We start from the raw sequence: 24,446 nt of genomic DNA on the forward strand, positions 1-24,446 counted from the left end.
GACAAAGGCTGGCCTTGTTTGTTGAATCTGGCAACCTTCATCGCGTAACGTCCCCTTCACGTATTCATGTCTGATCTATTCTCTCCCACCTCGCCCGACGCTTCTGACGAAGGCAAAGACGACGATCAGGCCATGCAATTTGCGCGTTGCAGCCAGGTCCCGTCCGACCCTCTTGACAAAGAATCGACTGAAGTGCGGGAGCCCAAGAAGGAGACGGAGGACAAGAAAAAGAAGGTGGACTGCGAGGGGAAGACACCAAACTCCGCTTCCGTTGCCGAAAAGCTTCCCCTCCACCGGGACAATGCCTCAAATCCGCCGAACGTGCGACGCACCCACCTGGCTTTGCGTCATTGGGTGATCTCGCTCTGTGCATCGGCCGTTGTCGGTCTGGTGGCGCTCTATGTCGGGAAGCGCTTCTACGAAAAAGAGGTCCTGCCGAAACTTACCGGTGCCGTTGTTCCAGCCCAAACTCCTACAGACAGCGCAGGCAGTGAGGCTCTCGTCAAAGCCTCTGAACAGATCGCTGCGTTGCAGAAACAGGTCGATGTCATGCGGCGGGAGCAACTGCTCATGCAGCAGAACACCCGTGAATCATTGGAGAGCATCTCCAGTGTCTTGAAAGATCCAAAACTGGCTCAGGCCCCAGCCGTGGACTCCTCGGCACAGCCGGGCGTGGCGCGCATGGCCGAGATGCGGCCTGACATCTCGCCAACCCAGCAGGAATTCATTCAGCTCAAGGAACGCAACCGCCTCACGCAGTATGCGGACGAAGCCATCGCCACCGGCATGCGCAGGCCGCTTGAACTGCTGGTTGAGTACATGCGCGATTCTCAGTTGGAGCACCTTCACGATGCGGCACAGGCGGAGTACATGCGTGCCGTGCGTTCCATCCAGCTTCTCCAGCGGGAAGATCCCGGTTATCGCCTTCCAGTGGCCGAGCTCTTTAAGGACAGCAGCATTCGGGATGAAGCTGATGTGAAGCCTGAGGCTTTGCTGAAGCTGCTCGCGGATTACAAGCAGCCTTGGGAGGTTCGACTGCGCGTTTGCTTTCTGCTGCTCGGCAGCAATCTGCCGGAAACCAACGCCACCCTAATCAAGGCCATCAAGGAGGACCCCTCTCTCGATGTTGCCAAACACGCCCAGCTGGCTCTTGAACAGCGCATCAAAAAGCGTTTTCGCATCTTCGACATCCCCGCTATCGAAGATTGGTTCAAGTCACAGGCCAAATAGGCCGCGCCAGCCCTGACCGGCCGGCTTCTGCAAACTCCAAACCGCCCTTCTGGCGAACGTCGCACTCTCCATGAAAGCCCTCTTCCTCACCAACGAATACCCTCCGCACATCTACGGCGGTGCCGGCGTCCATGTCGAATATCTGTCCCGTGAACTCGCCAAGCTGATGGAAGTGGACGTTCGCTGTTTCGGTGATCAAAACAGCCACGAAGGGAATCTCAAGGTTCAGGGCTACGGACTGGACACCACCGGATGGGACAGCCCGTTGAACTTGAAGTCTGTCTTCGGTGCGCTGCAGCGCTGCCTCGATTTCAACACCAGCGGCATCGATGCCAGCCTGGTTCACCTGCACACCTGGTATGCGCATTTCGGCGGCATTCTGGCCAAGCTGAACTACGGCGTGCCCATGGTGCTCACCGTGCATTCACTCGAACCGCTGCGTCCGTGGAAGCGCGAGCAGCTCGGACATGGTTATGATTTCACCGTCTGGCTGGAGAGCACTGCGCTGAAGATGGCTGACGCCGTCATCGCTGTTTCCGAAGGCACCAAGGCTGATTTGCTTCAGCACTTCGATCTCGATCCACACAAGATTCACGTCATCTACAACGGCATCGATCTCAGTGAATACCGTCGCACTGAGAATCCCGATGTGCTGCGCAAGTACGGCGTCGATCCTGACAAGCCCTTCGTTCTCTTTGTGGGCCGCATCGCACGTCAGAAGGGCATTGTTCATCTCGTGCGTGCCATCCAGCATCTCGATCCCGGCTTCCAGGTGGTGCTTTGTGCCGGTGCTCCCGACACCGTTGAGATCAAGGAGGAGATGGAAGCCGCCGTCGCCGCCGCCAGTCAGGTGCGGCCCGGCGTCGTTTGGATTCAGTCCATGCTGCCGTTGGAGGAAAAGATCGTCATGTACTCCCATGCCGACGTCTTCTGCTGTCCGTCCATTTACGAACCCTTCGGCATCATCAACCTCGAAGCCATGGCCTGCGAGACCGCTGTTGTCGCGAGCGCTGTCGGAGGCATCAAAGAAGTCGTCGTCGAGGGCGAAACAGGATTGCTCATTCCCCTAGAGCAGCAGACCGAGAGCCCCTTCGAGGCCCTGCATCCTGAAAAGTTCGCCCGCGACCTCGCCACCGGCATCAACAAGCTCATGGCCGACCCCACTCTGCGCAACCGCATGGCCCAGGCCGGCCGTCAGCGTGCCGAAGACCACTTCAGTTGGAAGAGCATCGCCCGCAAAACGCTCGCGCTTTACAAAACGCTGGCGGGATAAGGAAACCGATTCACATGATAATTTAGAATTATGGGGGGATTCAATTCTACCTTCGTTCGTATCCCTGACGGCAGTGAAGTTTGGGAGTTTGCTGTGCATATTGCCAGACTATTACATGATTCACCATATGTGTCGTGCAAGGGCGCCGTCGATGTTCAGCATGCCGAAGGTTTTCCGTGGCTTCATATCGAGGGTTTGGAGATTCCCGGCGACACTAACAAAGCTGATCATCCTGCGTTCAGATCGGCATCTTTGGAAACAATCTGGCTTCTTTGCCATTCGGGGTCCGGAAGCCATGCCTATATTCACTGCATCAATGGCAAATGCTGCCGTATTATCAGCGTGAGCGATGGCAAGGTTTATGAAGACTCAGGTATTCAGGAGTCGTGGGAGCAACAAGCCCGGGCTGAAAAGTTAGATCAATACACGCGATGGGGTGATGCTAATTCATTTTCGTGGCCCAAGGCCTTTGATACGGAAATGGTTCTCAAAGCATTTGATCTTCCCTTTGCCGGTGATCTTGAGGTATTGGACATCTGCATCTGCGTCAGTAACCCTGACGAGAATGATATGACGCGTGCGCTGCCCGAATGAGGTTTGTTCACCGAAGCTTCCAGCCTTCTCGCGGCTCGCGCTTCAAGAAGCGGTTGGCGTCTTCGTTGTTGGTGATGCGCATGGCTTTGGCATCCCAGAAGATTTTGCCACCGGCGCGGTGGGCGACGTTGCCGAGGTGGTTGGCCTCGGTGAGCGGACCGGCGTAGCTGAAGGGGCTGCCGGTGGGCGTACCGTTCTTGATCGCGGCGAGGAATTCGGCGTGGTGCCCGGGTGAATCCGGGATGAAGGGCTTCGGTGCCTGGAAGTCTTTGAAGTCGGCCTCGGGCAGCAGGATGTGCTTGCCGTAGTCGGAGAGGAGCATGCCTTTGTCGCCGATGAAGAGAACGCCGCTGCTCCACTTGCTGATGATCGGATCGTTCAACCACACGTCGGGTTTGCTGGCACCCTGATGCCAATGGAGCTTGCAGGCGGGCATGTCGCCACGCGGGCCGTATTCATACACGGCGTGCATCGTGGCAGGTGCGATCTCCGGATGCGGCGCAGGGCCGAAGGCCTCCACGCTGAGCGGCGCGTCGAGCTTGAGCGCCCAGAAGGGAAGGTCGTTCCAGTGGCTGCCGAGGTCGGACATGGTGCCATTGCCGAAGTCCCACCAGCGATACCACTTCGGTCCGGGAAAATAGACGCTGTTGTAGGGACGCATCGGCGCGGGGCCGATCCACAGGTCCCAATCGAGATACGGCGGCGGCGTTTCGGCGACGGTGGGACGCTCGGTGACGAAGACGACGTCGCCATTTTTCTCGGCGTCTTCCTTGCTCTGCAAACCCCAGGCACGTGACACGCAGACATGCGCCTCGGTGACTTTGCCAATGGCACCGCTTTGGATCAGCTCGACGACGCGGCGGTAGTTGGGCATGCCGTGAATCTGTGTGCCCATCTGTGTGACCACACCTGCTTCGGCAGCAGCTTTGGTGATGAGACGTGCCTCGGCGACGTTGTGCGTGAGCGGCTTTTCGCAATAGACGGGCTTCTTCATCAGCAGCGCGGGCAGCGTGGCATAGGCATGCGTGTGCTCGGTGGTGCTGACGACCACGGCATCGATCTCCGACGCGCTCATCGAGTCGTAGAGCTTGCGGAAGTCGCGGAACTTCTTCGCGCCTTTGAAGGCTTCGGCGGCGCGGTCGAGATTTTCGCCGTTCACATCGCAGAGCGCGACGACGTTTTCGCGTGGCTCGATCGGAGGCGGCGGTTGGACCGCGGCATCGCCCTGTTTGGGATTCTTCTTGGCGGCCTTCGGATTGTAGAGCGCCACACCGGTCAGCTCCTTGATGTTGCCCGTGGCACGACCGCCGACGCCGATGAAGACGAGGTTCAGCTTCGCATTCGGCGAGCGTGAACTGACGATGGCAGGAAAACCGAAAGCGGCAGCCGCCGTGGCGCTGCGGGTGATGAACTGACGACGGGAGGAGACGGATTGGCTGGCACTCATGGTGCCGTAGTTTACGAAGCCTTATGCCTTCTTCTTCCCGCCGCCTTTGCGCGGCTCGTTGAGCGGCTTGTCGGGATCGTATTTCGGATTGCGTTCGGGAATCTGCGCGCCGGTTTCCTTGAGCCAGGCGTTCAGCTTGTCGCGGAGCTGCAAGGCGCGGACGGAGTCGAACGGAGCGCGGTTGTCATCTTCTCCGGCGTCGAGCTTGAGGTTGTAGAGCTCCACGTGGTTGTCCTCGTAGAACTGCAGCAGTTTCCAATCGCCTTCGCGAATGGCGCTGTAAGGACGTGCGCTGCCCGGATGGTAATGCGGGTAGTGCCAGTAGATCGCCTCGCGCTTGAGCGTGCCTGTTTCGGTGAGCAGCGGCATGAGCGACTCGCCATCGACGATCTGGCCTTCCTTCAACGGGATCTGCGTGGCTTCGAGCAGCGTCGGGACGTGATCGTAGGTGATGACGGGAACATCGCAGGTGCTGCCGGGCTTCACCTTGCCGGGCCACGAGACGATGAGCGGAATGTGGACGCCGCCTTCATGCGCACTGCCTTTGCCCAGACGTGCGGGGCTGTTGTCGGTGGGGCCGCGTGACCAGCCTTCCGGGCGCACGAGATGGCTGAGTCCTCCGTTGTCGCTGGTGAAGATGAAGAGGGTGTTTTCAGTGAGTTTCAGCTCTTCCAGCTTCGCGCGCATCCTGCCAACGCCGTCATCCACGCTCTCGACGAGCGCGGCATACACCGGGTTGCTGTGACCGCCCGCGGCCGGCTTGGCTTGATACTTCGCCACGACGTCGGGCTTGCCCATGATCGGCGTGTGCACGGCGTAGTGCGGCAGATAGACGAAGAAGGGCTTGGCCTTGTTTTTTTCGATGAACTGAATCGCTTCATCGGTGAGGCGGTCGGTGAGGAACTCATCCTTCGGTCCGTCTGGAAGCGTGGCGATCTTGTAGGGCGAGAAGTAGCTCGGCGGTGAGCCGCCATGCGTGCCGCCGATGTTCACATCGAAACCATTTTTGGTAGGATAGAACTCCTCGCCGCCAAGATGCCACTTGCCGATGCTGGCGGTGGCGTAGCCGCGCGTCTTGAGACGTTCGGCGATCGTTTCCTCCTCCAGCGGCAGTTGCATGGTCCACTTCGGAATGAGAAGGCGGCCGTTGTCCGGCACGTGTCCGGCGATCCAGTCGGTCAGGTGCAGACGCGCAGGCGCTTTGCCCGTCATCATGGCCGCACGTGTCGGCGAGCACACCGTGCATGCCGAATAGGCCTGCGTGAATCGCATGCCGTCCTTGGCGAGCTGATCGATGTTCGGCGTTTCGTAATACTTCGAGCCCTGGCAGCCCAGGTCGGTCCATCCCATGTCATCTACGAGTATGACGATGATGTTCGGCGGCGTGTCGGCGGCTGTGAGATGGCCTGCGAGACCGAGGAAAAGTGCGGAAAGAAGGAGTGAGCGGAGCATGCGACTGTGAACTTGATGTTATCGGATCTTCGCATCCGGCAGTTCGCTCTTCACACCTTCGTCGAGCGGCATTTTGTCGGTCTTGGTGTCGAGGCCGGTGGCGAGCATGAGTTTGGCGAGTTCGGCCTTCAACTCGGTGACCTTGCCGGCGAGTTCGGGTTTGCTGATGAGATTCTTGGTTTCGCCGGGATCGTTTTTCAGATCGTACAGCTCGGCCATGTGCTTGTCGGGAGAACTGTCGCCGTGCGGGTAGTGGATGTACTTCCAGTCATCGGTGCGGATGGCGCGCACGTTCGGGGTGTAGGGGAACTGCTTTTCGTAGTTGTAGTGGTAGAACCAGCTCGTGCGCCAGTCGGGATCACCACCCTGGACGAGTTTGACGAAGGATTTGCCGTGCGTCTTTTTCAGCGGTGCGGCGCCGCAGAGGTCGAGCATGCTCGGCGCGATGTCCACGGTGAGGACCTGCTTGTCGATGATTTTGGCTTCCTTGGTCAGTTGCGGAGAACGGACGACCAGTGGAATGCGCAGGCTGGCCTCGTGCGCGGTGCGCTTGTCCACCATGCCGTCCTCGCCTTCGAGCAGTCCGTTGTCGCCCATGAAGACGATGATGGTGTTGTCGAGCTGCTTGGTTTCCTCAAGCCAGGTGCGCAGGCGGGCGACGCTGTCGTCCACGCTCAACACGGTGCCCCAGTAGCCATGCACCATGTTTTCGAAATCCTTCACGGCGGCAGGACTGTCGTCCGGGAATTTTTTGCGCCAATCAAAGAGCGGGCCGTAGATGCCGTGCCAGGTGTAGAGGCGCTGTTTGATCCACGCGGGCTTGTCGTCCAGCATGAAGGCGGTGGCGGGGTAGGGGACGCGGACGTCGTCGAAGGTATGTTCATACTTCGGCTCCGGCGTGTAGAAGCTGTGCGGAGCCTTGTGACCGATGAAGAGGCACCAGGGCTTCTCGGCGCTCTGATCCTTCAGCCAGTCCATCGCCATGTCGGTGACGACTGTGGTGTAGTAGCCGGGGACGACTTTGCGCTCCTTGCCGTTGAGGTTCCACTCGGTGTCGTAGTATTTGCCCTGGCCTTTGTGGGTCACGAAAACGTCGTAGCCGGGGCGCGGATCGTCATTGTCCTCGCCCATGTGGTATTTGCCGAAGTAGGCGGTGGCGTAGCCGCTGTCATGCAGCAGGCCGGGGAAGGTGGGCATGTCGGCCGGAAATTCGGTGAAGTTGTTCGTCACACCGTGCGTGTGCGCATACACGCCGCCAAGAATGGAGCCGCGGCTCGGCGAGCAGAGCGAGGTGGTGCAGAAGGTGTTTTTGAAAACGATCCCCTCATTCGCGAGACGGTCGATGTTCGGCGTCTTCACATGCTTTGAGCCATAGCAGCCCAGCGCGTCCGGGCGGATGTCGTCGCACAGGATGAACAGAACGTTGGGACGGGATGCAGCGTGCGACAGCGTGGCGAGCAGGAGGAAGGCGAGAAGTCGAATCATGGTGGCTGGCAACGAAGGGATGCACGAGTCTTTGTCAAAAAGGAAAGGCGTCGCCGTGTGTGGCGTTTTCCTTCACGCCATGACCAACCGTCGATCCTTCCTCAAGCAGTCCGTCTCCGCATCCACCGGCGTTTTCTACATCGCCAAAACCTCCTGGGCTCAGAAGAGTCCCGGTGACACCATCAACATGGCAGTGATCGGCTTTGGTGGTCGTGGCGGATCGCACATCAGCGGTTACAAGAAGCTCAAGGATGAAGGCGTGCGTGTCGCCGCCCTGTGTGATGTGGACAGCAACACGCTGAGCAAAGGTGTGGGCTCCTTTGACAAGGAGAAGCTCAAAGTGACCGGCTACACCGATCTTCGGAAGCTTTTGGAGAACAAGGACATCGACGCCGTGAGCATTGCTACGCCGAATCACTGGCACGCGCTGGCCACGATCTGGGCCGTTCAGGCCGGGAAGGACGTGTATGTCGAGAAACCCGTGTCGCACTGTGTCTGGGAAGGACGGCAGATGGTCAAGGCTGCCCGCAAGTATGGCAAGATGGTGCAGACCGGCACGCAGTCGCGATCGAGCCGCAAAGGCATCGGGGAAGCGGTGAAATACGTGCAGGAAGGCAACCTCGGCAAAATCCTGCTCTCACGCGGCCTGTGCTACAAACGCCGCGCCAGCATCGGCAAAACGGAGGGCGAGCAGCCGATCCCTGAATCCATCGACTATGATCTCTGGTGCGGTCCCGGCCCTAAAGGCCCGCTGACGCGCAAGAACCTCAAGTACGACTGGCACTGGACCTGGGCCTACGGCAACGGTGACCTCGGCAATCAGGGCATTCATCAGATGGACATCGCGCGCTGGTTCCTCGGCGAGATGGAATTGTCTCCCAGCGTGTGGAGCGTCGGCGGCCGCCTTGGATACGAAGACGATGGTGAAACGGCCAACACGCAGATCATTTTCCACGGCTACGAGAAGGCACCGATGATCTTCGAGGTGCGCGGCCTGCCGGAGAACAAGGACAGCAAGAACATGGACAAGTTCAAAGGCGCGGGCGTCGGCGTTGTGGTCGAGTGCGAAGGTGGTTACGTCGTCGTGCCGAATTACTCGGGGGCCATCGTTTACGACAAGGACGGCAAGGAGATCAAAAAGTTCGAGGGTGCCGAGGATCACTTCAAAAACTTCATCAACGCTTGCCGCAGCCGTCGTGTGGACGATCTGAATGCCGACATCCTCGAAGGTCATCTTTCCAGCGCCCTCTGCCACACCGGCAACATCTCCCATCGCCTCGGTCAGAAGGAGAAGCCGGAGGAGATCATGGAAAAGATCAAAGGCGACACCTTTGCCGCCGACACCTTCGAGCGCATGAAGGAGCATCTCGCGAAGAATGAGGTCGATTTGAACAAGGACATGCTCACGCTCGGACCGGTGCTCAAGATGGACGGCAAGGCCGAGCGGTTCACCGGAAACGACGACGCCAACGCGATGCTCAAAGACAAGTATCGCGAGCCCTTCGTCGTGCCGGATGTGGTGTGACGGGACTTACGCCGCCTCCAGCATCTCGCCATACGAGAAGTCGGCCACGTGCATGCGTATGCGCACGCTGGCACCCTCATGCAGAGGAAAGTCGGGCTGTCGTTTGCCGATGGTTCCGAAGACCTCCTTGCCGTTGGGCAGCACGGCGTGGCAGGTGCGTGGGCTGAGCACCCGGCGGATCACGGCCACGGTTTCAATTCGATCGGCGATTTCCATCATGGCTGCAAAGGGATGGCACGGCGTGCCTGTGGTTCGTTGCTGACGGGTGCTTTGCGATTCCAGTCGATCTTGGCGGACTGAAACAGCGTTCGCGCCGTGATGAGATCCATGGCGCGTTGCAGCACGGTGTCGGAGGGCTTGATTTCGTCTTCAGGCAGGGGCTCGCCGGCGGAGCGTTTGATGTAGGAATCGAGTTCGGGATTCGCATGCGCAACGAGGGCGGCTTCGTTGAAGCGCGCCCGCGGTTTGTCGGTGATGGAACCTTTTACACCGTTGTGATCGGTGGATTCGAAGACCTGGCGTTTGATCGTGGTGGGCAGAGCGACGGGAAAATCCGGTTCGAGGCCTTTTTTGAAAACCGAGCTGTCATCCGTCAGCAACACCTCGGCACGGGCGAAGCGCAGCGACCACTCGGCATCAACCGGCACGGTTTCGTAGCGCACGGCCCCACCGCGTGTCGGCGCGCCGATCAGCAGGCCCTGTTTGCGCTGGCGGAGCACGGCGGCGATGGTTTCGCCGAGGTTGTTGGTTTCGTCATCGACGAGAACGAGCAGCGAGTCCGTCCATACGGGGTCGCGGGAGTTGATCTCGGCTTCGGATGTCGTCCGATCCATCTGTCGCATCTTGAACAGCACGTCTCCTTTCGGCACAAAGAGGCTCAGCATGTCTGCGGCGTCATCAAAATCGCCGGGAGGTGCCGGCGTGCGCAGATCGAGGATGAGGTGCCTGGCTTTGGCGGTCACAAATGCCCGCAGATGCTTCTCCATCTCGGCGGTTTCGCGTTTCGTGAATTCCCGTGGACGCAGGTAGCCGGTCTCTGGTGTGATCAATTCGGACTGCACGCCCGTAAGCGCGCCGGATTTGGCCTCGCTGACGCGTGGCACCAGTTCGGCTCCGAAGTCTAGCCGTTCGAGCAGGCCGGAGAGGGCGGCACGGTTCAGAACGTCAAACGTGAGGTCGCTGCTGCGGATGTACTCCTTCTGCAGTATGCGAAACGCCGTCTGGATGCCCGCCTGACTGATGTCCTTCGGCTCCCTGCCACCGGCGGCGAGCGCGGCGGAGGTGAAGGTCAGGATGATGGCGAGGTGTCTCATGCGCAGGTCTGCTGAAGATGATTGAGAGCATGTACGAGGCCTGCGCCAGCACTTTGCCAGACGAAATGATCGGCAATGGCCCGGCTGACGAATTGTTTCGCCTGTGCCACGGCCTCGTTCAGACCCATTTCGTTGGCAAGCGCGGTGGCGATGGCGGCGGAGAACGTGCAGCCGGTGCCGTGGGTGTGAACACCCGGTGTGCGCGGTGCAGTGTGCCATTCGATTTCATCCGCAAAGCAGAGCACGTCGGCGGCATCGCCCTGCAAGTGGCCGCCTTTGACCAGGACTGCTGCGTCAAAACGGGCGCTCAAGTCGCGCGCGCATGCCTCCATGTCATCAAGAGTCGTGACCTCGCGATCCCACAGCACGCGGGCTTCGTCCATGTTGGGCGTGATAAGCGTTGCCAGTGGAAGAAACTCGTCGATCAACGTCTGCATCGCCGCGTCTTCAAGCAGGCGACCGCCGCTGGTGGCGATCATGACGGGGTCCACGACGAGCGGGATGCGGCCGTGGCCGAACTGCTTCCAAGCGGCGACCACTGCCTGCACCTGATCTTTGCCGCCGAGCATGCCGGTCTTCGCGGCGGCGATCGGAAAGCCTTCAAACAGCACCCGGATCTGATCGGCCACGAATTCGGCATCAAGCAGTCGGACCTGGGAGACAATCCCGGGGGTTTCGGAGACCACGCTGGTCAGCGCGTTCAGGGCATAGCCGCCGAGGGCCGAGATCGCCTTGAGGTCTGCCTGAACGCCGGCGCCGCAGGAGGAATCGGAGCCTGCGATGGTGAGAACGACGGGGGGCGGGGGCATGAGGGGTGCGGCGATGGTATGGGTCGTGCTGCTTTTTGCAAACACCGGCTTGTGGCGTTCGGCGTATGAACTAGACTTTCGTCCATGAATTTCGATCCGTTGCCAGGACTCACGGTCACGGTGGACAGCATCGCCTACGACCCGACACGGCCTGCTCCACCGGACCGGCCGCATCCGTTTGTGTATCACCTCTCGATCCACAACGCCTCGGAGGACACGGTGCGCATCTTCGGGCGGAAGTGGATCGTGCGTGACACCGACGGTGACACGATGGTGGTCGAGGGTGACGGCGTGGTGGGGCAGTTCCCGAACCTCTCACCCGGGGAGACATTCAGCTACAACTCGTATCACGTCATCAAAACGGAGAGCACCGCCACGGGTTCCTTCTTTGGCACCACTCCCGACGGCCGCAGGGTCTGCACCCGTATCCCGCCGATCGAGATGCATCCGCCGATGATGGCGTGACTCACTCCTTCTCGCACACGATGCGGAACCCCACGCTGTCGAGGTGAACGTTGTAGGGATCGGGACCGCGGAACGAGGCCATGAGGCGCTTCTCACTGCCGGTGCGGAAGGCGCCGCCGCGTACGATGCGCAGCGTGTTCTTGGGCGGGTCGTACCAGCCTTCCACCCACTCCCAGACATTGCCGGCGAAATCAAACAGACCGTTCGCATCCGCGGGATAGCTGCCCACGGGGGCGGTGTCGGAATGGCCGTCGTCCATTTCGAGCCACTTGGCGTCGTAGTTTTTGCCGTACTTCCGCCCGAAGGCCTCGTCGCAAAAGTTGCCGACGGTCTTTGAGAGCGGTGCGGTGCCCCAGTGATGAACGCCCGTGCTCACGGGCTGCTCGTTCGGTGCCACGGCCGGATTCTCTTTCAATCCGGCCAGCGTGCTCCATTCCGCATCCGTGAGCAGCCGATAGGTTCGCCCTTCTTTTTTCCCCAGCCACTCGCAGAATGCCTTCGCCTCCTGCCAACTCACATTAACGGCAGGGTGGTTCGGTGTTTGCGGGAACTCGGGTTTCCGCCACTCGACGTTCGTCTCGGTGGCGCAAGGTTGGTAGTCCTTCACACGCGGCTCATACCGACACACAAGCGCATTGATACCCGCCACGCGAATGAACGGCATGTCGAGACTGTTGGTGAACGCCGTTTCGACCTTGAGTGACTGGCCGTTCGCACAATGGGTCAGCATCGCGACAGCGAGAAGCGGAAGCACGAACTTCATGATCTACTTCTTCTCAGGCGCGGGCTTCCATTCCCAACTCTCACCGAAGAAGCCGGCATCACTGATGCCACCGGGAGCCTGGCTGGTCACGGGCTTGGTCAGATCGACGACGGCCCAGTCCGGCAGCTTGGCGACCTGACGTGCGTTGTTGAGGTAATCGTATTCGCGGTAGGTGAAGTTGCTGTTGATCACGACATACTTCGTCGGATTGAGCGGATTCGGGTAAATGAGGATCGGCGCGTTGGTAGCGGCGTCATAGGTCTTGCCGTTGGCGACGAGTTTATCCTTCGACCACTGGATGGGGAGTTTGTCGGCGATCTTCGCGAGGATCGTGTTGCTCTGCGGATCGCCCCACAGCACGAGATTGTTGCTGGCAATGTCGGCATCGTTGATCGCAGCGTCATCCTTGATCGGGGCGTCACCACGGAACTGACGGCGCCATTCAAACTGCGCGCGTTCGAGTTCGGCCTTCGCCCAGGCATCGACTTTGTCGTTCCAACCGGCCTTCGTCGGCTTTACGAAGAGGAATTTGTCCATGAAGGCGTCGTCGATCGGGCCTTCGAGCCCGTGCTTCTTGATCAGTTTGCCATCGCCGTCGTTGTCCAGCGTCTGCGTCCACTTGCCGTTCTTCATCTGGAAGTGCACCAGCCAGGAGCGGTCCAGTTTCGGACGGGTGACTTCGAGCAACTGGCCGTCAATGCTGACGACGGGCTTGAAGAGCAGGGGCATGGGACAGGTGCCGGAAGGCATGTCGAGGGTGAAGGCGCTGATGTTCTGCAGCTTGATGGTGATTTCGGAAGGACCGGTGATGCGCGCATGAATGCGGCCGCGCACCCAGTGCTCTTCGAGTGTGTCCACCGTGACCCAGAACATGTGGTTGTAGCGCAGGAACCAGGTGGATAGATGCACCTCCTTCGGTGCGCGGTTGCGCCCCATGGCGGCGATGCTGGCGAGGCGCTTCTCGATTTCGATGAGCGAGTCGGGATGAATCTTGTGTGCGGTCTGCGGTCCGATGATGTGCAGCAGGTCCACGTTCTCCCCGCGCAGCGCCTTCTCCATCATGTCGGCGGCCTGCTTCTGTTTGTCGATCTCGCCGCTGTAGGCCACGGTCGGGCAGTTCTCGAGGTTCAGTGCGTTGTCGGTCGCGTTGTACCAGTGCCAGAGCTTCTTCTGATACCATGGTGCACCGCTCACGTCCTCGGCCTGAAATCCGCCGAGGAATTCCGGCGTCTCGGAAAAGCCCGCGCCCGGATTCGCACCGCACCATTTGTCCGCATAGTTCACCGCGAACTGCCATGCCGCGGCACCGCCCATGCTGAAGCCGCGTACGATGACGCGGTCTTCGTCGATGGCGTAAAACTTCTTCACGTGGTCGATCGCTTCAATGAGGTCGATCTCGCCCGCAAATTTGTTCGCGCAGCAGTAGCGGCCGTAAGGGTGAAGCACGAGCGCACCTTTGGGGGAGATTTGGCCCTGCTGCTTGCGGCGTTGATCGAGGAAGGACAGTTCGCTGAGCGTTTCACCGCGCCCGTGGCACCAGATGTCCATGCGCACAGGAGCGCCGACGTAGCTCTCAGGAATCACCATGCCGTAGGGTTGCACGGAGCCGTCAATCTTTGAGCGATAGGCTCGCACCACGAGCCCCTTCTGTTTCGTCCACGGTGTCTGGCCGGTCTTGAACGCCTCGGCGCGTTGCAGACCTTCGGCGAGGAGTTCGTCGGCGTTCTTGAGTTCGCCAAGCTTGTGAACCTCGTTGTAGCGCAGCGCCCAATCGACCGCTTTGTGATAAATCTCGATGTCTGGCAGCAGATCCGCGAGCATGGGATTCTTTGCCTGTGTCTTGACGGCTTCATCGATGGCGGAACGCAGTTTTTTCAAACCTTCGGTGAGCCGTGCGCGGTCAGCGTCGGGAACCGCGACGCCGGGAGGCGGGATGGGCCGCACATCGGCAATTTGATTGTCCTTGGGACCGTCTGCGAGGACGGCGCTGGCGGCGAGAAGAGGAAAGAGAAGGCGCTTCATGGTTGGAAGATGGAAATGAATGGAGCGGACGGGCTATTTCTTGCGCCGTGTTTTGGTTTTGGGTTTCGCGGCGGCGAGCAGCGGCACATTGTGGATTTCAAAAGGCGCGCTCGTGGCGCTGTCGAACTCGGCGGCGGCCTCAAGACCGATGCGGGCGACTTCCTCGGCAGTCTTGCACTTGTCATAGGCGGCCTGCATGGCGCCGAGCGCGTAATCACGGCCCGAGCCGGCGGCCCAGAACTTGTGAAACTGCTGCGCGGAGCGATACGAGTAGATCGCGAAGATGCCGTGCGGATTCGCCATCAGGCCGTAGAACTGCGTCGTTTCGTATTCCTCACCCTTGTCCGGCATGGCGGCCATGAAGTACTCGGCCTTCAGCCAATGATGTGCGTGGCGGAACGTTTCGAAGATCGACTCGCAGGAGGAAAAATCGCGCGGACGCTCGGGATTGGCGAAGTAGCTGTTCATCACCACGAGGCTCGCCGAGGTGCCGGTGAGGCCGATGTAGGTGTCGTTGATCTTGGTGATCTTTGTTTTGTTGACGACGTGCTGCGCTTTCTGCCGAAGAGAGCCGAGACAACTGAGCGTGTCGGCGCCGACACAGGCGACGCCATTCTTCTGAGTGACAACGATGGTGGACATGAGGCGTGATGTGTAGAGGGAACGGGAGAATCCCGCAACCTGCAAACACCCGCATCAAGGCAGCATCTGCCCGCGCCGGATCTCGGATCCCTTGAAGATGATGCGGAAACGGAAAACCTTTTTCTTCCGGCATTGAATCTTGCCAGTTTGCAGGTCAAAGCGGTCCGGGATCTCGATTCGGTGGACATCCGCCGTGGCGTGGAAGCCGCGCTCGGAGAAGATGTCGATCAGCATCGCCAGCGCTTCGGCGCTGTGAAAGAGATTGTCCTCGCTGTTGATGTCGGCTCGGCCGGAGATGGCGTGGCGAACGACGATGGGCATCATCTTTTCCTGGATAAAAGTTACCACGGCCTGCATGAGCTCGGGTTTCTCCACCTTGTAGCTGTCAAGTCGGCGCACGAGATCCTGCCGCGCGTGGCGGACGATCTCGTTGGCCAGCGGCAAGTCACGCAACTGGTCAAAGGTGCGCGGATCGAGCTCCAGCGAGCTTTGATACTCAAGCTCGCGGATGATGTTGTCCTGCACCAGTTCCAGCGGCGCCTGGGCGTTGATGAAGTGGTAGTGGAAGATCTCCTTGAGGGAGACCAGCGCGTCGTAGGTCTTTTCTTTGAAGACCCGGTAACGATTGCGTGCGAGCTCGGGATCGAAATCGGTGGCGCGTTCCTCCCACAGTTCGCCGAGGCCGGAACTGCGAACCTCGGCATTGTGCGCGAGCACTTCCTTTCCGCGCTTGAGCTGGCGCGCGATGCTTTCCGCTTCATCGACGAACAGCACCATGATGTGGAAGATGGGCTGCTTGAAATGTGCCGCGTCGGGTGTTTCGGAAAAATCACGACGCAGTCGGATCATCTCGTCGAAGAGCATCTTCAAGCACTCCACCTGCACCTTTGTGCGTGGGAACCCGTCGAGGATCGCGCCGTTCTGCTGCTCGGGTTCGAGCAGCTTGCGGATGAGGATGCCCACCACCTCGCGGTCGCCCACCATGCCGCCTTGGGCTTTGATGGCCCGCGCCTCGGGCGTGTCGAGCAGGGCGCTGACGACGATGGGTTGAGCGGTGATGCCGCGCACTTCGCGGATGAAGTCGGTGTTCGTGCCTTTGCCCGCTCCGGGCGCACCGCCGAGCAGGATCAGCTCCTTCGGGAAGCGCAGACGTTCACGGCCATAGTCGGCTTCAAGCTGCTTCCAGACGGTGTTGAAGATGAGCTGGGCATCTTTGATTTCCAAATCTGCCGGAGCGGCAGGCTTGGGGGCGGCTGGTTTCTGGGACGACGACATCCGCCATGCTTTCGGCGAAGGGATGCGCCCGTCAAGGTTCGTCACGTACCAAGTCTCGCGATTTTCGTGTCGGACTTGGCAAGGTCGCGGATCAAGGCACCGGCGGTTTGCCGCCCCGGATGGCAAACAGCTTTGACTGCGTCCGGACGATCAGCATCCCGCCGGCAATGGCCGGGGTGCTGCGGCAGGTGTCGCCGAGCTTGGTGTGGCCGAGTTGCTTGAATTCAGGCGCGGCGGCGATCGCGTGCAGCGTACCGTTCGAGTCAACGCAGAAGATGGACAAGCCGTCGCTGACGGGGGACCCGAAGGTCTGGCCTTCGGTGTCCACGCGTTCGCGCCAGAGGGATTCGCCGGTGGCGGGCTTCACGCAGGTAACCATGCCGGCGTCGTCCCACAAATAGAGCAGGTCGTGAACAAGGATGACGCTGGGGATGTGCGGCACGGATTTCTCAATGCGCCAGATCTCCTCGAACTTGCCCTCGTCGTTCAGCCGTACCGCGACGCAGTGCTTGGGGTTGTTCGTGAAACCACAGGTGCCGACGATGAGGTCCTTCCACGTGATGGGTGAGGAGATGGCGCGCTCGTTGGTCTCCTGATTGAACGGCGAGATCTCGGCGATGACATGGCCGTCTTTTGGATCGATGGCGGTGAAACCGTGCGTCCAGTTGGTGAAAACGAGCAGCGGTTCCTGCGTCTTCGGATGCGGATACACGACCGGTGTGGAGTAGCTGATGCGGGCGCTTTTGCGCGGTGTCTTCCAGGCGATCTTTCCGCTCTTGCGGTCGAGGGCGACGAGGAAGCCGTTTTCCTTTTCCTGGTCGTTGTTGAGGATCACAAGTTCGCCAAAAACCATGGGCGACGCACCGAAGCCGTGACCGCCAACGACCGGACCGAGGTCCGTGGTCCAGAGCGATTTTCCGGCGTGGTCATAGGCTGCAATCGTCAGCGCAGCGGCAGTGGCCCAGCTGAAATACACCGCTTCGGCATCGACTGCCGGTGTGGTGGAGGCGGGGCTGTTGAAGCGGTGGCCCTTGAACTTCCCGGCTTCGACCTTGTCCTGCCAGATCGTTTTGCCGGAGGCTAGATCGATGGACATCGAAATGCGCGTGCCGGTCTTCTCATCGCCACACAAGAGGAAGATGCGATCTCCCCAGACGACAGGCGACCCGTGGCCGATGGCCGGAAGGTCGATCTTCCACGCGAAGTCGGCATCCGTGGCCTGCGCCGGATACTTCGAGGCGTCGTTCACGCCGGAACCGTTTTCGCCGCGAAACCGCGTCCAGTTGTCGGCGAAGGAATCGGTGGCTGTGAAGAGCAGTGACAGCAGGAAAAGGCGGCGGAGAAACATCGCTGCTTAACTGCGTCACCGGATGCGTTGTTTCAAAGCGGCGACCAATCTGAAAAGACAACCGCCTGACCGCGCCGCGTGCCGTTTTCATCACGAACGGTCCAAACCGTCGCGCGGTGGATCTTGAACCGGGTGCCCTTGGTCGAGATGCGAACGCCTGCGTAGTCGTCGATGAAGCCGTCCCGGGTGACTCGGGCGAGCATGTCGGCGCGTTCTTCACGTCGGATGGGTTCCGCCGTCAGACGTGAGGGCATCGAGGTAAAGGCGGGCCAGTCCGCCTCCCAGAGTTCGAGCGCACGACGATTGCCATAGTTCAGCACCGGATCGTCTTCGACACCGTGCGAGGCGATCACCGCATCCGCATTCCAAAAAGCCGCGCAAAGCGCCTCGCCACCGAGGTCCGCCCAGCTCGCATCGACGAGCGGATGACCCGTGACGCGCTGGTAACTGTCACGCAGAAGCCGGAGGTGGGCGGCGATGGCGTCGTTGCAGGCGAAGGAGGGCGGCGTTTCGATCATGACTCGAATTCGAACGCATCCAGCCGCAGGTCAAGGGTGGGAAGGGGCGTTTGTCACACTCGGCTTAACCGCAGAGGTGCAGAGAGGCGGAGGACGCAGAGAATGAAAATAGAATCTCTGCCACCTCTGCTCCTTTACCTCTCTGCGGCAAAAACGACCGCCTCTCCCGCTTAACCCTTCAACGTCATCAGATACGCGAGCAGATCGGCCACCTGCTGGTCCTGCAGCGTGTCGAGCAAGCCTTCGGGCATCAGGCTGCGGCGGATGAACTTGGTGCTACGGATGTCCTTCTTGTCGAGACGACGGTCCGGCAGACCAGGCTGGCGGATGATGGTGGCCTGCTTGTCTTCGCTGACGAAGAAGGCGTCGATGAGGTCGCCGTTTTTCATCTCGACGCGAAAGATGCGGTAGCCGGGCTCCATTGCGGCGTTCGGCGTCAAGATGTTGCGCAACACGCCTTCGAGTCCCATTGCGCCCGCGCCGCTGAGGTTCGGGCCGATCTGACCGCCGGCGGCGCCGATCTGATGGCAGGCCATGCATAGCGCGCTGAGGACTTTGCCATTCGCGGCATCCCCTTTCGGCGCGAGGGCGGTGTATTTGGCGAACTTGGTGTCGAGCGCCTTTGCTTGTTCCTCGGTGAGCAGCGGCGGGGTGTCGATGGTTTTGGCGATGCGGGCGCCTTTGCCCGGCTTGCCCCATTTGGAATCGTAACGCGTCATGCCTTCGGCGGATTCGAGGATGCGGTCGAAGTTGGCGCGGATTTCCTGGGGGGTGCGTGCACGGTTCCACACGCGGAACTCGGTCATCACGCCTTCGGTGCCGCCTTTCGGCCCACTCCAGCCGATGCGGCAGTTGTCCCATTTCGCAGGCGCGGGTTTGCTGGCGGTGGCGTCGAGTTCGCCGTTTTGGTAGATGCGGATGATGCCCTTCACGTCGCGTGTGACGGCGATGTGCGTCCAAAGGTCGGGCGTCATCGGTTTGGCGGCGACGGCGACATCGTGAAGCTGGGGACCGGCAAAGACACGGAACTTGGATTGGAAGAAATTCATCTCAGGGCCGCCGGGCGCGCCGAGGATATCATCCTGATTGCCGATGTTCGGCGCGAGGCGCACCCAAGTCTCGACGGTGAAGGGCCCGTCGAGGGTGATCTTCGAATCCGTCCACGCGGTTTCCTGACCGTCGAACAACAGCACCTCGCGGAACACGCCGCCGAGCTGTTGCTGCAGTTTTTCCAACGCAGGATCATCACCGAGCACGGTGGCAAGGCGCTCGACCGTGGGGCCGTCGAGATCGGCTTGTGGGAGCGTTTTGTCGAGCAAGGCGGTGACGATAGTCTTCGCACCTGCCTTCGTGCTTGAAACAGTGTTTAGCGCCGCCTTGCGCTGACCGGGCGTGAGCTCAGGATACAGCGTGAGCAGACGTGCCGTGGCATCGGGAGCGCGGGAAGCAGCGAGGGCTTCGAGCGCCGCATCGCGGGTGAGGGGATCGGGGTCGGATTTGGCGATCGTGGCGAAGAGTTCGGCTGCATCGCTATGGAGATCACGAAGGGTGCGAAGAATGTCCGCGCTGGTCTTGGTTTTTGCCTTGGCCACAAGCTCGCCCTCCAAACTCGTGAGTTGAAAGCCACCGATGAGTTGCAGCGCGAGTTGCGGTGAGGTGCCGAGCATCGCTTGGGCCGCCTCGGTGAGAAGCGGAGCGATCTTCGCGGCATCGAGCGCTGTGCGTTGCGCGAGCAGCTTCTCGGCAACGCTGGCGCGGGATTTCTCATTCGAGAGCACGGTCTTCAAGGCATCGTCCACGCCGGGTTCGTTCGGGAACTGGGCGAGGCGGAGGAGTTCTTCGTCGTTCGGAGCGCGGTCGAGCTGCGGCAGCAGTTTGGCGACGCGTGAGGCGCTGCTTTTTGGCTCCAACGCGAGCGAAGCGAGCACACGAGCCTCGACGGGCAGTTTGGAGGCGGCGTCCGAGTCGAGGAACTTTGCAACGATGTCGGGATGACGTTCCAGGAACATGCGAACGAGGAAGCGCTCGAACTCGCGGTCGTAAGCCTCACGCACCGGAACTCGAGCCGGACTGCGGGAGGATTGGATGGTGGGACCGGGGAGGCTGGGTTTGGCGAAGGCGAGGAGTTTGGAAACGGATTCCTCATGTTTCAGACTGCGTCCGATTGACAGAATCTCGTCCTTCGCACCGCCGTTGCGGTACTCCTGCGTGCTCCAATGCGCTTCACGTTTCAAACTTTCTGGATCGCGATCGACAAGGGTCTGCCAAGCGAGATGAGCTTTGCCAACAGGACCTTTGTCGAGCGACGCGACGAGTTCATCAGTGCTGAGTTTCGTGAAATCGGGGACTTCGCCTTTCGCGGCTTTCGGCTTCACCCGCCAGATGCGGCCGCGTGTCTTGTCGCGGTCGGGATGGTTTCGCGGCACCTCGTTGTGGGAGATGATCTTGTTGTACCAATCGACGATGTAGATGCAGCCGTCGGGGCCGTTGGTCATGGCGACGGGGCGGAAGAAGGGATCGTCGCAGGTGATGAGGTCGGCGGCCTGTTCGAGGTTCCAATACGGGCCGTCGCGATGCATGGCGATGGTTTGAATCTTTGAGATGATGGGATTGGCGACGGCCATCACGTAAGCCGGTTTGGGCATTGTAGTCCCGGCTTTAGCCGGTTCTGGTTTTCCGGAGCCGGCTAAAGCCGGTACTACAGAACCCTGACCAACGTGTGCGGGCGAAAGCGGACCTGACTCGATGAGCGCGAGGCCGCTCAAACCGGTGCCGCCCATGCGGAACTCGGCGGCGGGCGGGAACTCGGGCTGGTAGCTCTTGCGCAGGCCGGCCATGCCGCCGGGATAGTAGGCGTATTCGTGGAAGGGCATGACGGGGTAGCCGTAGTCGTTGGCCTCCTGGATGAAGGTCTCGCCTTCGCCGGTCATGACGAGGCCCCAGATGTTGTTCGGGCCGGTGCTGGTGACTTCGAATTCGCTGCCGTCGGGCCGCATGCGCGCCATGGAGCATTTGGGCCAGTCGATTTCCTCGTTGCTGCCGGGCTTGTGGACTTTGCTGTTGTTGAAAAGGCCCTGCGCCATCCAAATCCAGCCGCCGGGCGCACGCGTGAACTGATGCGGAAAGAGATGCGAGTCCTGCACGCCGAAGCCGGTGAGGATGACCTCGCGCTTGTCCGATTTGCCGTCGCCATCGGTGTCTTTGAGCAGGAGCAGGTCGTGACCGTGCAGTGCGTAGCAGGAGTCGCCCGCGCCCCAAGGCAGGATGCCAAGCGGAATGGCGAGACCGTCGGCGAAAACGGTCGGGTTGGTGAGTCCACCCGCGGGAATCGGCGCATTCACCGACTCCCGCGGATAGACGAGCACCTTGTCCTTGCCCTTCGCCGCATACACGGCCTCGGCGGCGGCGGGGTTTTCATTCGCATCGACGGGATACTCCAGCGCGGTCTGCGTCCACATTCGACCTCGCTGATCAAAGTAAACGCTGATGAACTTGCCGATGCCGTCGCTCTCCTTGACGACGAGTTCGATCTCGTAGCCCTCGGGCAGATGAAACTTCTTCAACTGCTCCTCGGCGGTCAAAGCGGTGCCCTGCACGTTGTTGTAACTGATGTCGCGCTTCGGTTTCGCTGCATCCGCCTGCGGCTTGGGCTTCGGCGGCGGAGCGACGAGTTTGCGCGCGGCATCGACACCGCCGAGCGATTCCCACGTGGGTGCATTCGGCGTCGGCGGCAGTTCTTCGATCGTCACATCCTTGACCTGCACGAGGCAAACGCCGCCGCTGTGAACCTGCGGGCCGATGAGGCCGTCGAGTGCGATGTTCTTGTCCTGCTCAGTGTAGTCCATGCAGTGCACGCCGTTGATCCAGGTCTGAATACGCGTGCCTTCGGCGCGGATGCGATACTCGTTCCAGCCATAGACATCGATTACCTTGTCGAGCGCGGCTTGTTGCTCCGGCGTGGGTGCCCAGATGACCTTGTTGCGGCGGAACTCATCATAAATTTTTCCGAACCAGCCTGCGCCGCAATCGATCTGATAACCGGTCATGTGCGCGCCGCCGGGCACGCGCAGGCTGCGGATCTGGATGCCGCTGTTGAGCATGCCGGTCTTCGGATCGCCGCCGACCTTGATTTTGAGCTTCAGCTCGAAGTTCTGGTAGCTCTTCTTCGTGCAGATGAAGTGGTTCTCCTTGATCTTCTCCGTCGTTGAACCGCCGGTGATCATGCCGTCCTCGACACGCCAGATTTTTGGATCGTAGTCCCAGCCGTCGAGGGTTTTGCCGTCGAAGAGCGAGACTGGCTCCGCGTGGAGTGCGGCCGTGGTCAGTAGAAGTGCGAGGATTGGCTTCATGGTTGGATTAACGGGAATGGTCGGCGCAGGCTAGCAGGATCACATGCACGGTGTCATGCCCGAAATGCACCTTTGCGCGACAGCAGTGGTGTGAGAACAAGCCCGAGAACGGGCAAGACATCCGATGACCCTTGCGTTGAGCTCACTCATGAAAAACGTGGTTACTTTGCTTGTCTGCCTGGGCGCGACGATGGTTCTGGCCGATTCCGAAAACCTCGATTCGAACGCGCCGCCGGTTATCTCGGCGAAGGCCTGGTGCGTGGCAGATGGTGCGGACGGACGAGTGCTCGCTTCGGCGGGGCTCAAAGACAAGCTCAAGGCCGCCAGCACCACCAAGATGATGTGCCTCCGGGTCGTGCTCGGACAGGTCGATGCGAATCCGGAGCTGCTCAACGAGTGGATCACGATTTCCAAAAGCGCTGCCGCGACACCCGGCAGCCGCGCGGAACTGGCCGCAGGCGAAAGCATCCAGCTGCGTGACGCGATCTACGCGCTGATGCTGCCCTCGGGCAATGACATGGCGAATGCGCTGGCGGAACATTTCAACGATCGCTTCGCTCCGCCAGGCGACGAAAGCCCACCCGCACTGCAAGGCCCCATCTACAAGGCACGGGGGCGTTTCATCGCCGAGATGAACCGCAAGGCCCGGCAACTCGGCATGGCAGACACGATGTATACCAGCGCCCTGGGGGATGGACTCGCCGACGTTCCCACGATCACCGCAGCTGATCTGCTGCGTCTCGCGCAGACAGTCATGAAGCACGATCTCTATCGCAAGGTGGTGGCCACGAGAACCTATCAGGCGACCATCCGGCTGCCGAATGGCGGCGAGCGGCGTGCCGCGTGGGAAAACACCAACAAGCTGCTGGCGTTCGACTGCTACGACGGCATCAAAACCGGGCTCACCAAGTCAGCCGGCAACTGCCTCGTCGCCACCGGCACCCATCAGGGGAAACGACTGTTTGTCGTCGTGCTCGGATGTTCCAGTGATGCCTCGCGCATCGCGGATGCTCGCAATCTCTTCCGCTGGGGCTGGAGAATCACTAGTGGTGTGCAATAGCCAACGTAGATTGTCGCGGCCACATGTGCAGCGTCATGTCCCAAATGGACTTGTGAAGATCGTCTCATTGATTCAGGCAATGTTTGAACCGCTCATCTGACGCTGATGGGACGCTAATGATGAACTTCTGGCATCAGCGTCAAATTAGCGTCATATCAGCGGTTGGAAGGCATCCCCTATCTCGACATGGCCACCGAAACACACCTGCACGAAACCACCCTAAACGGGCCGAAGACGCGGCGCTGGGTGGTGGAGGCGCGTGAGTGCGTGGAGATGAGCACGCATCGCATTGCCCGGCTAGGCATGGACGAGGCGCTGCCGCCGTACCGGCGTGTGCGCATGAAGCCGGAGGGGAGTTTCGTCCTCGCCTGCGTGAGCGGCGAGGGTTCGATCCTGCTCGACGGTCGCTGGCAGCGCGTGAAACCGGGCATGGTCTGCCTGGCGCCGCCCCGTGTGCTGAATGCGTTTGAGGCGAAAGGGCGCGAGCGCTGGTGCTTCGCGTGGGTGCGCTACGACGAGCCGAGTTTTGTCACTCCCGTGGTCGGGGCGGCGTCGCCGGTGATGCCGACGGCACAGGCGGATGAGATCGTGCGTATCATCTCAGGCGTGCGTGCCGAATGGGAAGGGGAGCGCGAACCGCGTCTTCTGCATCACTGGCTGGAACTCCTGCACGCGACGATCCGTCGCATCGCCCAGCCGTGGCGGAGCAAGGAACCGCGTGTGGCGAAGTTGTGGGCCGATGTGGAGCAGGACCTGATGCGCGACTGGACGCTCGCGGAGCTGGCGCATCGCAGTCATTGCAGCCCCGAGCATCTGCGGCGGCTTTGTTTGAAGGAACTTGGCCGCAGCCCGATGCAGCACCTGACCTGCCTGCGC

Annotated in this window: 20 protein-coding genes; 7 read left to right on the plus strand and 13 right to left on the minus strand. The window is 60.5% G+C overall.

The window, feature by feature from the left end; translation table 11 throughout:
• Nucleotides 1-66 precede the first annotated feature (66 nt).
• From KDL09_RS16865 to KDL09_RS16875, 3 genes are all read left to right on the plus strand, one after another.
• The gene (locus tag KDL09_RS16865) at nt 67-1,230 is read left to right on the plus strand and encodes a hypothetical protein (RefSeq protein WP_294387606.1); all 1,164 of its coding nucleotides are present in this window, start codon (nt 67-69) and stop codon (nt 1,228-1,230) included.
• A 70-nt stretch (nt 1,231-1,300) separates the two neighbouring features.
• Entirely contained in the window at nt 1,301-2,503 is a 1,203-nt protein-coding gene (glgA, locus tag KDL09_RS16870) for a glycogen synthase (RefSeq protein WP_294387607.1), read from the plus strand.
• 30 nt (nt 2,504-2,533) lie between these two features.
• Nucleotides 2,534-3,097: a hypothetical protein gene (locus KDL09_RS16875; protein ID WP_294387609.1), complete on the plus strand. Its 564-nt coding sequence runs from the start codon at nt 2,534-2,536 to the stop codon at nt 3,095-3,097.
• 7 nt (nt 3,098-3,104) lie between these two features.
• Here the strand turns inward: KDL09_RS16875 and KDL09_RS16880 are convergent, their stop codons facing one another.
• From KDL09_RS16880 to KDL09_RS16890, 3 genes are read right to left on the minus strand one after another with little or no spacing between them, the layout of a single operon-like run.
• Complete coding sequence (locus KDL09_RS16880; protein WP_294387612.1) at nt 3,105-4,544, minus strand: Gfo/Idh/MocA family oxidoreductase; 1,440 nt, start codon at nt 4,542-4,544, stop codon at nt 3,105-3,107.
• 21 nt (nt 4,545-4,565) lie between these two features.
• The gene (locus KDL09_RS16885) at nt 4,566-5,996 is read right to left on the minus strand and encodes a sulfatase (protein WP_294387615.1); all 1,431 of its coding nucleotides are present in this window, start codon (nt 5,994-5,996) and stop codon (nt 4,566-4,568) included.
• An 18-nt stretch (nt 5,997-6,014) separates the two neighbouring features.
• On the minus strand, nt 6,015-7,481 hold the full coding sequence (locus tag KDL09_RS16890; RefSeq protein ID WP_294387618.1) for a sulfatase: 1,467 nt from the start codon (nt 7,479-7,481) through the stop codon (nt 6,015-6,017).
• A gap of 79 nt (nt 7,482-7,560) precedes the next feature.
• Between KDL09_RS16890 and KDL09_RS16895 the strand changes: the two genes are divergently transcribed.
• Nucleotides 7,561-9,006 carry a Gfo/Idh/MocA family oxidoreductase gene (locus KDL09_RS16895; protein WP_294387621.1) on the plus strand — a complete coding sequence of 482 codons (1,446 nt, stop codon included), beginning with the start codon at nt 7,561-7,563 and terminating at the stop codon, nt 9,004-9,006.
• A 6-nt stretch (nt 9,007-9,012) separates the two neighbouring features.
• Here KDL09_RS16895 and KDL09_RS16900 read toward each other — a convergent pair whose 3' ends face one another.
• From KDL09_RS16900 to thiD, 3 genes are read right to left on the minus strand one after another with little or no spacing between them, the layout of a single operon-like run.
• Complete coding sequence (locus tag KDL09_RS16900; protein ID WP_294387623.1) at nt 9,013-9,225, minus strand: hypothetical protein; 213 nt, start codon at nt 9,223-9,225, stop codon at nt 9,013-9,015.
• A complete protein-coding gene (locus KDL09_RS16905; RefSeq protein WP_294387626.1) occupies nt 9,222-10,319 on the minus strand; it encodes a S41 family peptidase in 1,098 nt (365 codons plus the stop codon). Before KDL09_RS16905 ends, KDL09_RS16900 begins: the two co-directional genes overlap by 4 nt.
• On the minus strand, nt 10,316-11,128 hold the full coding sequence (gene thiD, locus KDL09_RS16910; RefSeq protein WP_294387628.1) for a bifunctional hydroxymethylpyrimidine kinase/phosphomethylpyrimidine kinase: 813 nt from the start codon (nt 11,126-11,128) through the stop codon (nt 10,316-10,318). The genes KDL09_RS16905 and thiD overlap by 4 nt, the downstream gene beginning before the upstream one ends.
• Before the next feature lie 84 nt (nt 11,129-11,212).
• On the opposite strand from thiD, the gene KDL09_RS16915 reads away from it, so the two are divergent.
• A complete protein-coding gene (locus KDL09_RS16915; protein ID WP_294387630.1) occupies nt 11,213-11,593 on the plus strand; it encodes an ApaG domain in 381 nt (126 codons plus the stop codon).
• 1 nt (nt 11,594) lies between these two features.
• Here KDL09_RS16915 and KDL09_RS16920 read toward each other — a convergent pair whose 3' ends face one another.
• From KDL09_RS16920 to KDL09_RS16950, 7 genes are all read right to left on the minus strand, one after another.
• Nucleotides 11,595-12,356 (minus strand): SUMF1/EgtB/PvdO family nonheme iron enzyme, encoded by a 762-nt coding sequence (locus KDL09_RS16920; protein WP_294387635.1) that lies wholly within the window; start codon nt 12,354-12,356, stop codon nt 11,595-11,597.
• A gap of 3 nt (nt 12,357-12,359) precedes the next feature.
• Entirely contained in the window at nt 12,360-14,378 is a 2,019-nt protein-coding gene (locus KDL09_RS16925) for a prolyl oligopeptidase family serine peptidase (RefSeq protein WP_294387639.1), read from the minus strand.
• A gap of 33 nt (nt 14,379-14,411) precedes the next feature.
• A complete protein-coding gene (locus tag KDL09_RS16930; protein ID WP_294387641.1) occupies nt 14,412-15,020 on the minus strand; it encodes a hypothetical protein in 609 nt (202 codons plus the stop codon).
• Nucleotides 15,021-15,074: 54 nt separating this feature from the next.
• Complete coding sequence (locus KDL09_RS16935; protein WP_294387645.1) at nt 15,075-16,295, minus strand: nucleoside monophosphate kinase; 1,221 nt, start codon at nt 16,293-16,295, stop codon at nt 15,075-15,077.
• A 91-nt stretch (nt 16,296-16,386) separates the two neighbouring features.
• Entirely contained in the window at nt 16,387-17,643 is a 1,257-nt protein-coding gene (locus KDL09_RS16940; protein ID WP_294387648.1) for a PQQ-binding-like beta-propeller repeat protein, read from the minus strand.
• 32 nt (nt 17,644-17,675) lie between these two features.
• Nucleotides 17,676-18,161, minus strand: coding sequence for an MEKHLA domain-containing protein (locus KDL09_RS16945; RefSeq protein ID WP_294387650.1), 486 nt, complete (start codon nt 18,159-18,161; stop codon nt 17,676-17,678).
• A 170-nt stretch (nt 18,162-18,331) separates the two neighbouring features.
• Nucleotides 18,332-22,510, minus strand: a complete 4,179-nt coding sequence (locus tag KDL09_RS16950; RefSeq protein WP_294387652.1) for a PVC-type heme-binding CxxCH protein — start codon at nt 22,508-22,510, stop codon at nt 18,332-18,334.
• A 148-nt stretch (nt 22,511-22,658) separates the two neighbouring features.
• Between KDL09_RS16950 and KDL09_RS16955 the strand changes: the two genes are divergently transcribed.
• Complete coding sequence (locus KDL09_RS16955; protein WP_294387655.1) at nt 22,659-23,570, plus strand: hypothetical protein; 912 nt, start codon at nt 22,659-22,661, stop codon at nt 23,568-23,570.
• Between the two features lie 186 nt (nt 23,571-23,756).
• On the plus strand, nt 23,757-24,446 hold a 690-nt coding region (locus KDL09_RS16960; protein ID WP_294387658.1), incomplete at its 3' end, for an AraC family transcriptional regulator.

Origin of the sequence: Prosthecobacter sp., from assembly GCF_020439865.1 — a bacterium.
In the GTDB taxonomy this organism is placed as follows: domain Bacteria; phylum Verrucomicrobiota; class Verrucomicrobiia; order Verrucomicrobiales; family Verrucomicrobiaceae; genus Prosthecobacter.

Coding starts and splice junctions, on each gene's coding strand:
- KDL09_RS16950 (WP_294387652.1), bottom strand. CDS start 22,510: ATGAAGCCAATCCTCGCACTTCTACTGACCACGGCCGCACTCCACGCG.
- KDL09_RS16940 (WP_294387648.1), bottom strand. CDS start 17,643: ATGTTTCTCCGCCGCCTTTTCCTGCTGTCACTGCTCTTCACAGCCACC.
- KDL09_RS16885 (WP_294387615.1), bottom strand. CDS start 5,996: ATGCTCCGCTCACTCCTTCTTTCCGCACTTTTCCTCGGTCTCGCAGGC.
- KDL09_RS16895 (WP_294387621.1), top strand. CDS start 7,561: ATGACCAACCGTCGATCCTTCCTCAAGCAGTCCGTCTCCGCATCCACC.
- KDL09_RS16915 (WP_294387630.1), top strand. CDS start 11,213: ATGAATTTCGATCCGTTGCCAGGACTCACGGTCACGGTGGACAGCATC.
- KDL09_RS16955 (WP_294387655.1), top strand. CDS start 22,659: ATGAAAAACGTGGTTACTTTGCTTGTCTGCCTGGGCGCGACGATGGTT.
- KDL09_RS16930 (WP_294387641.1), bottom strand. CDS start 15,020: ATGTCCACCATCGTTGTCACTCAGAAGAATGGCGTCGCCTGTGTCGGC.
- KDL09_RS16905 (WP_294387626.1), bottom strand. CDS start 10,319: ATGAGACACCTCGCCATCATCCTGACCTTCACCTCCGCCGCGCTCGCC.
- thiD (WP_294387628.1), bottom strand. CDS start 11,128: ATGCCCCCGCCCCCCGTCGTTCTCACCATCGCAGGCTCCGATTCCTCC.
- glgA (WP_294387607.1), top strand. CDS start 1,301: ATGAAAGCCCTCTTCCTCACCAACGAATACCCTCCGCACATCTACGGC.
- KDL09_RS16925 (WP_294387639.1), bottom strand. CDS start 14,378: ATGAAGCGCCTTCTCTTTCCTCTTCTCGCCGCCAGCGCCGTCCTCGCA.
- KDL09_RS16935 (WP_294387645.1), bottom strand. CDS start 16,295: ATGTCGTCGTCCCAGAAACCAGCCGCCCCCAAGCCTGCCGCTCCGGCA.
- KDL09_RS16945 (WP_294387650.1), bottom strand. CDS start 18,161: ATGATCGAAACGCCGCCCTCCTTCGCCTGCAACGACGCCATCGCCGCC.
- KDL09_RS16890 (WP_294387618.1), bottom strand. CDS start 7,481: ATGATTCGACTTCTCGCCTTCCTCCTGCTCGCCACGCTGTCGCACGCT.
- KDL09_RS16865 (WP_294387606.1), top strand. CDS start 67: ATGTCTGATCTATTCTCTCCCACCTCGCCCGACGCTTCTGACGAAGGC.
- KDL09_RS16875 (WP_294387609.1), top strand. CDS start 2,534: ATGGGGGGATTCAATTCTACCTTCGTTCGTATCCCTGACGGCAGTGAA.
- KDL09_RS16920 (WP_294387635.1), bottom strand. CDS start 12,356: ATGAAGTTCGTGCTTCCGCTTCTCGCTGTCGCGATGCTGACCCATTGT.
- KDL09_RS16880 (WP_294387612.1), bottom strand. CDS start 4,544: ATGAGTGCCAGCCAATCCGTCTCCTCCCGTCGTCAGTTCATCACCCGC.
- KDL09_RS16900 (WP_294387623.1), bottom strand. CDS start 9,225: ATGATGGAAATCGCCGATCGAATTGAAACCGTGGCCGTGATCCGCCGG.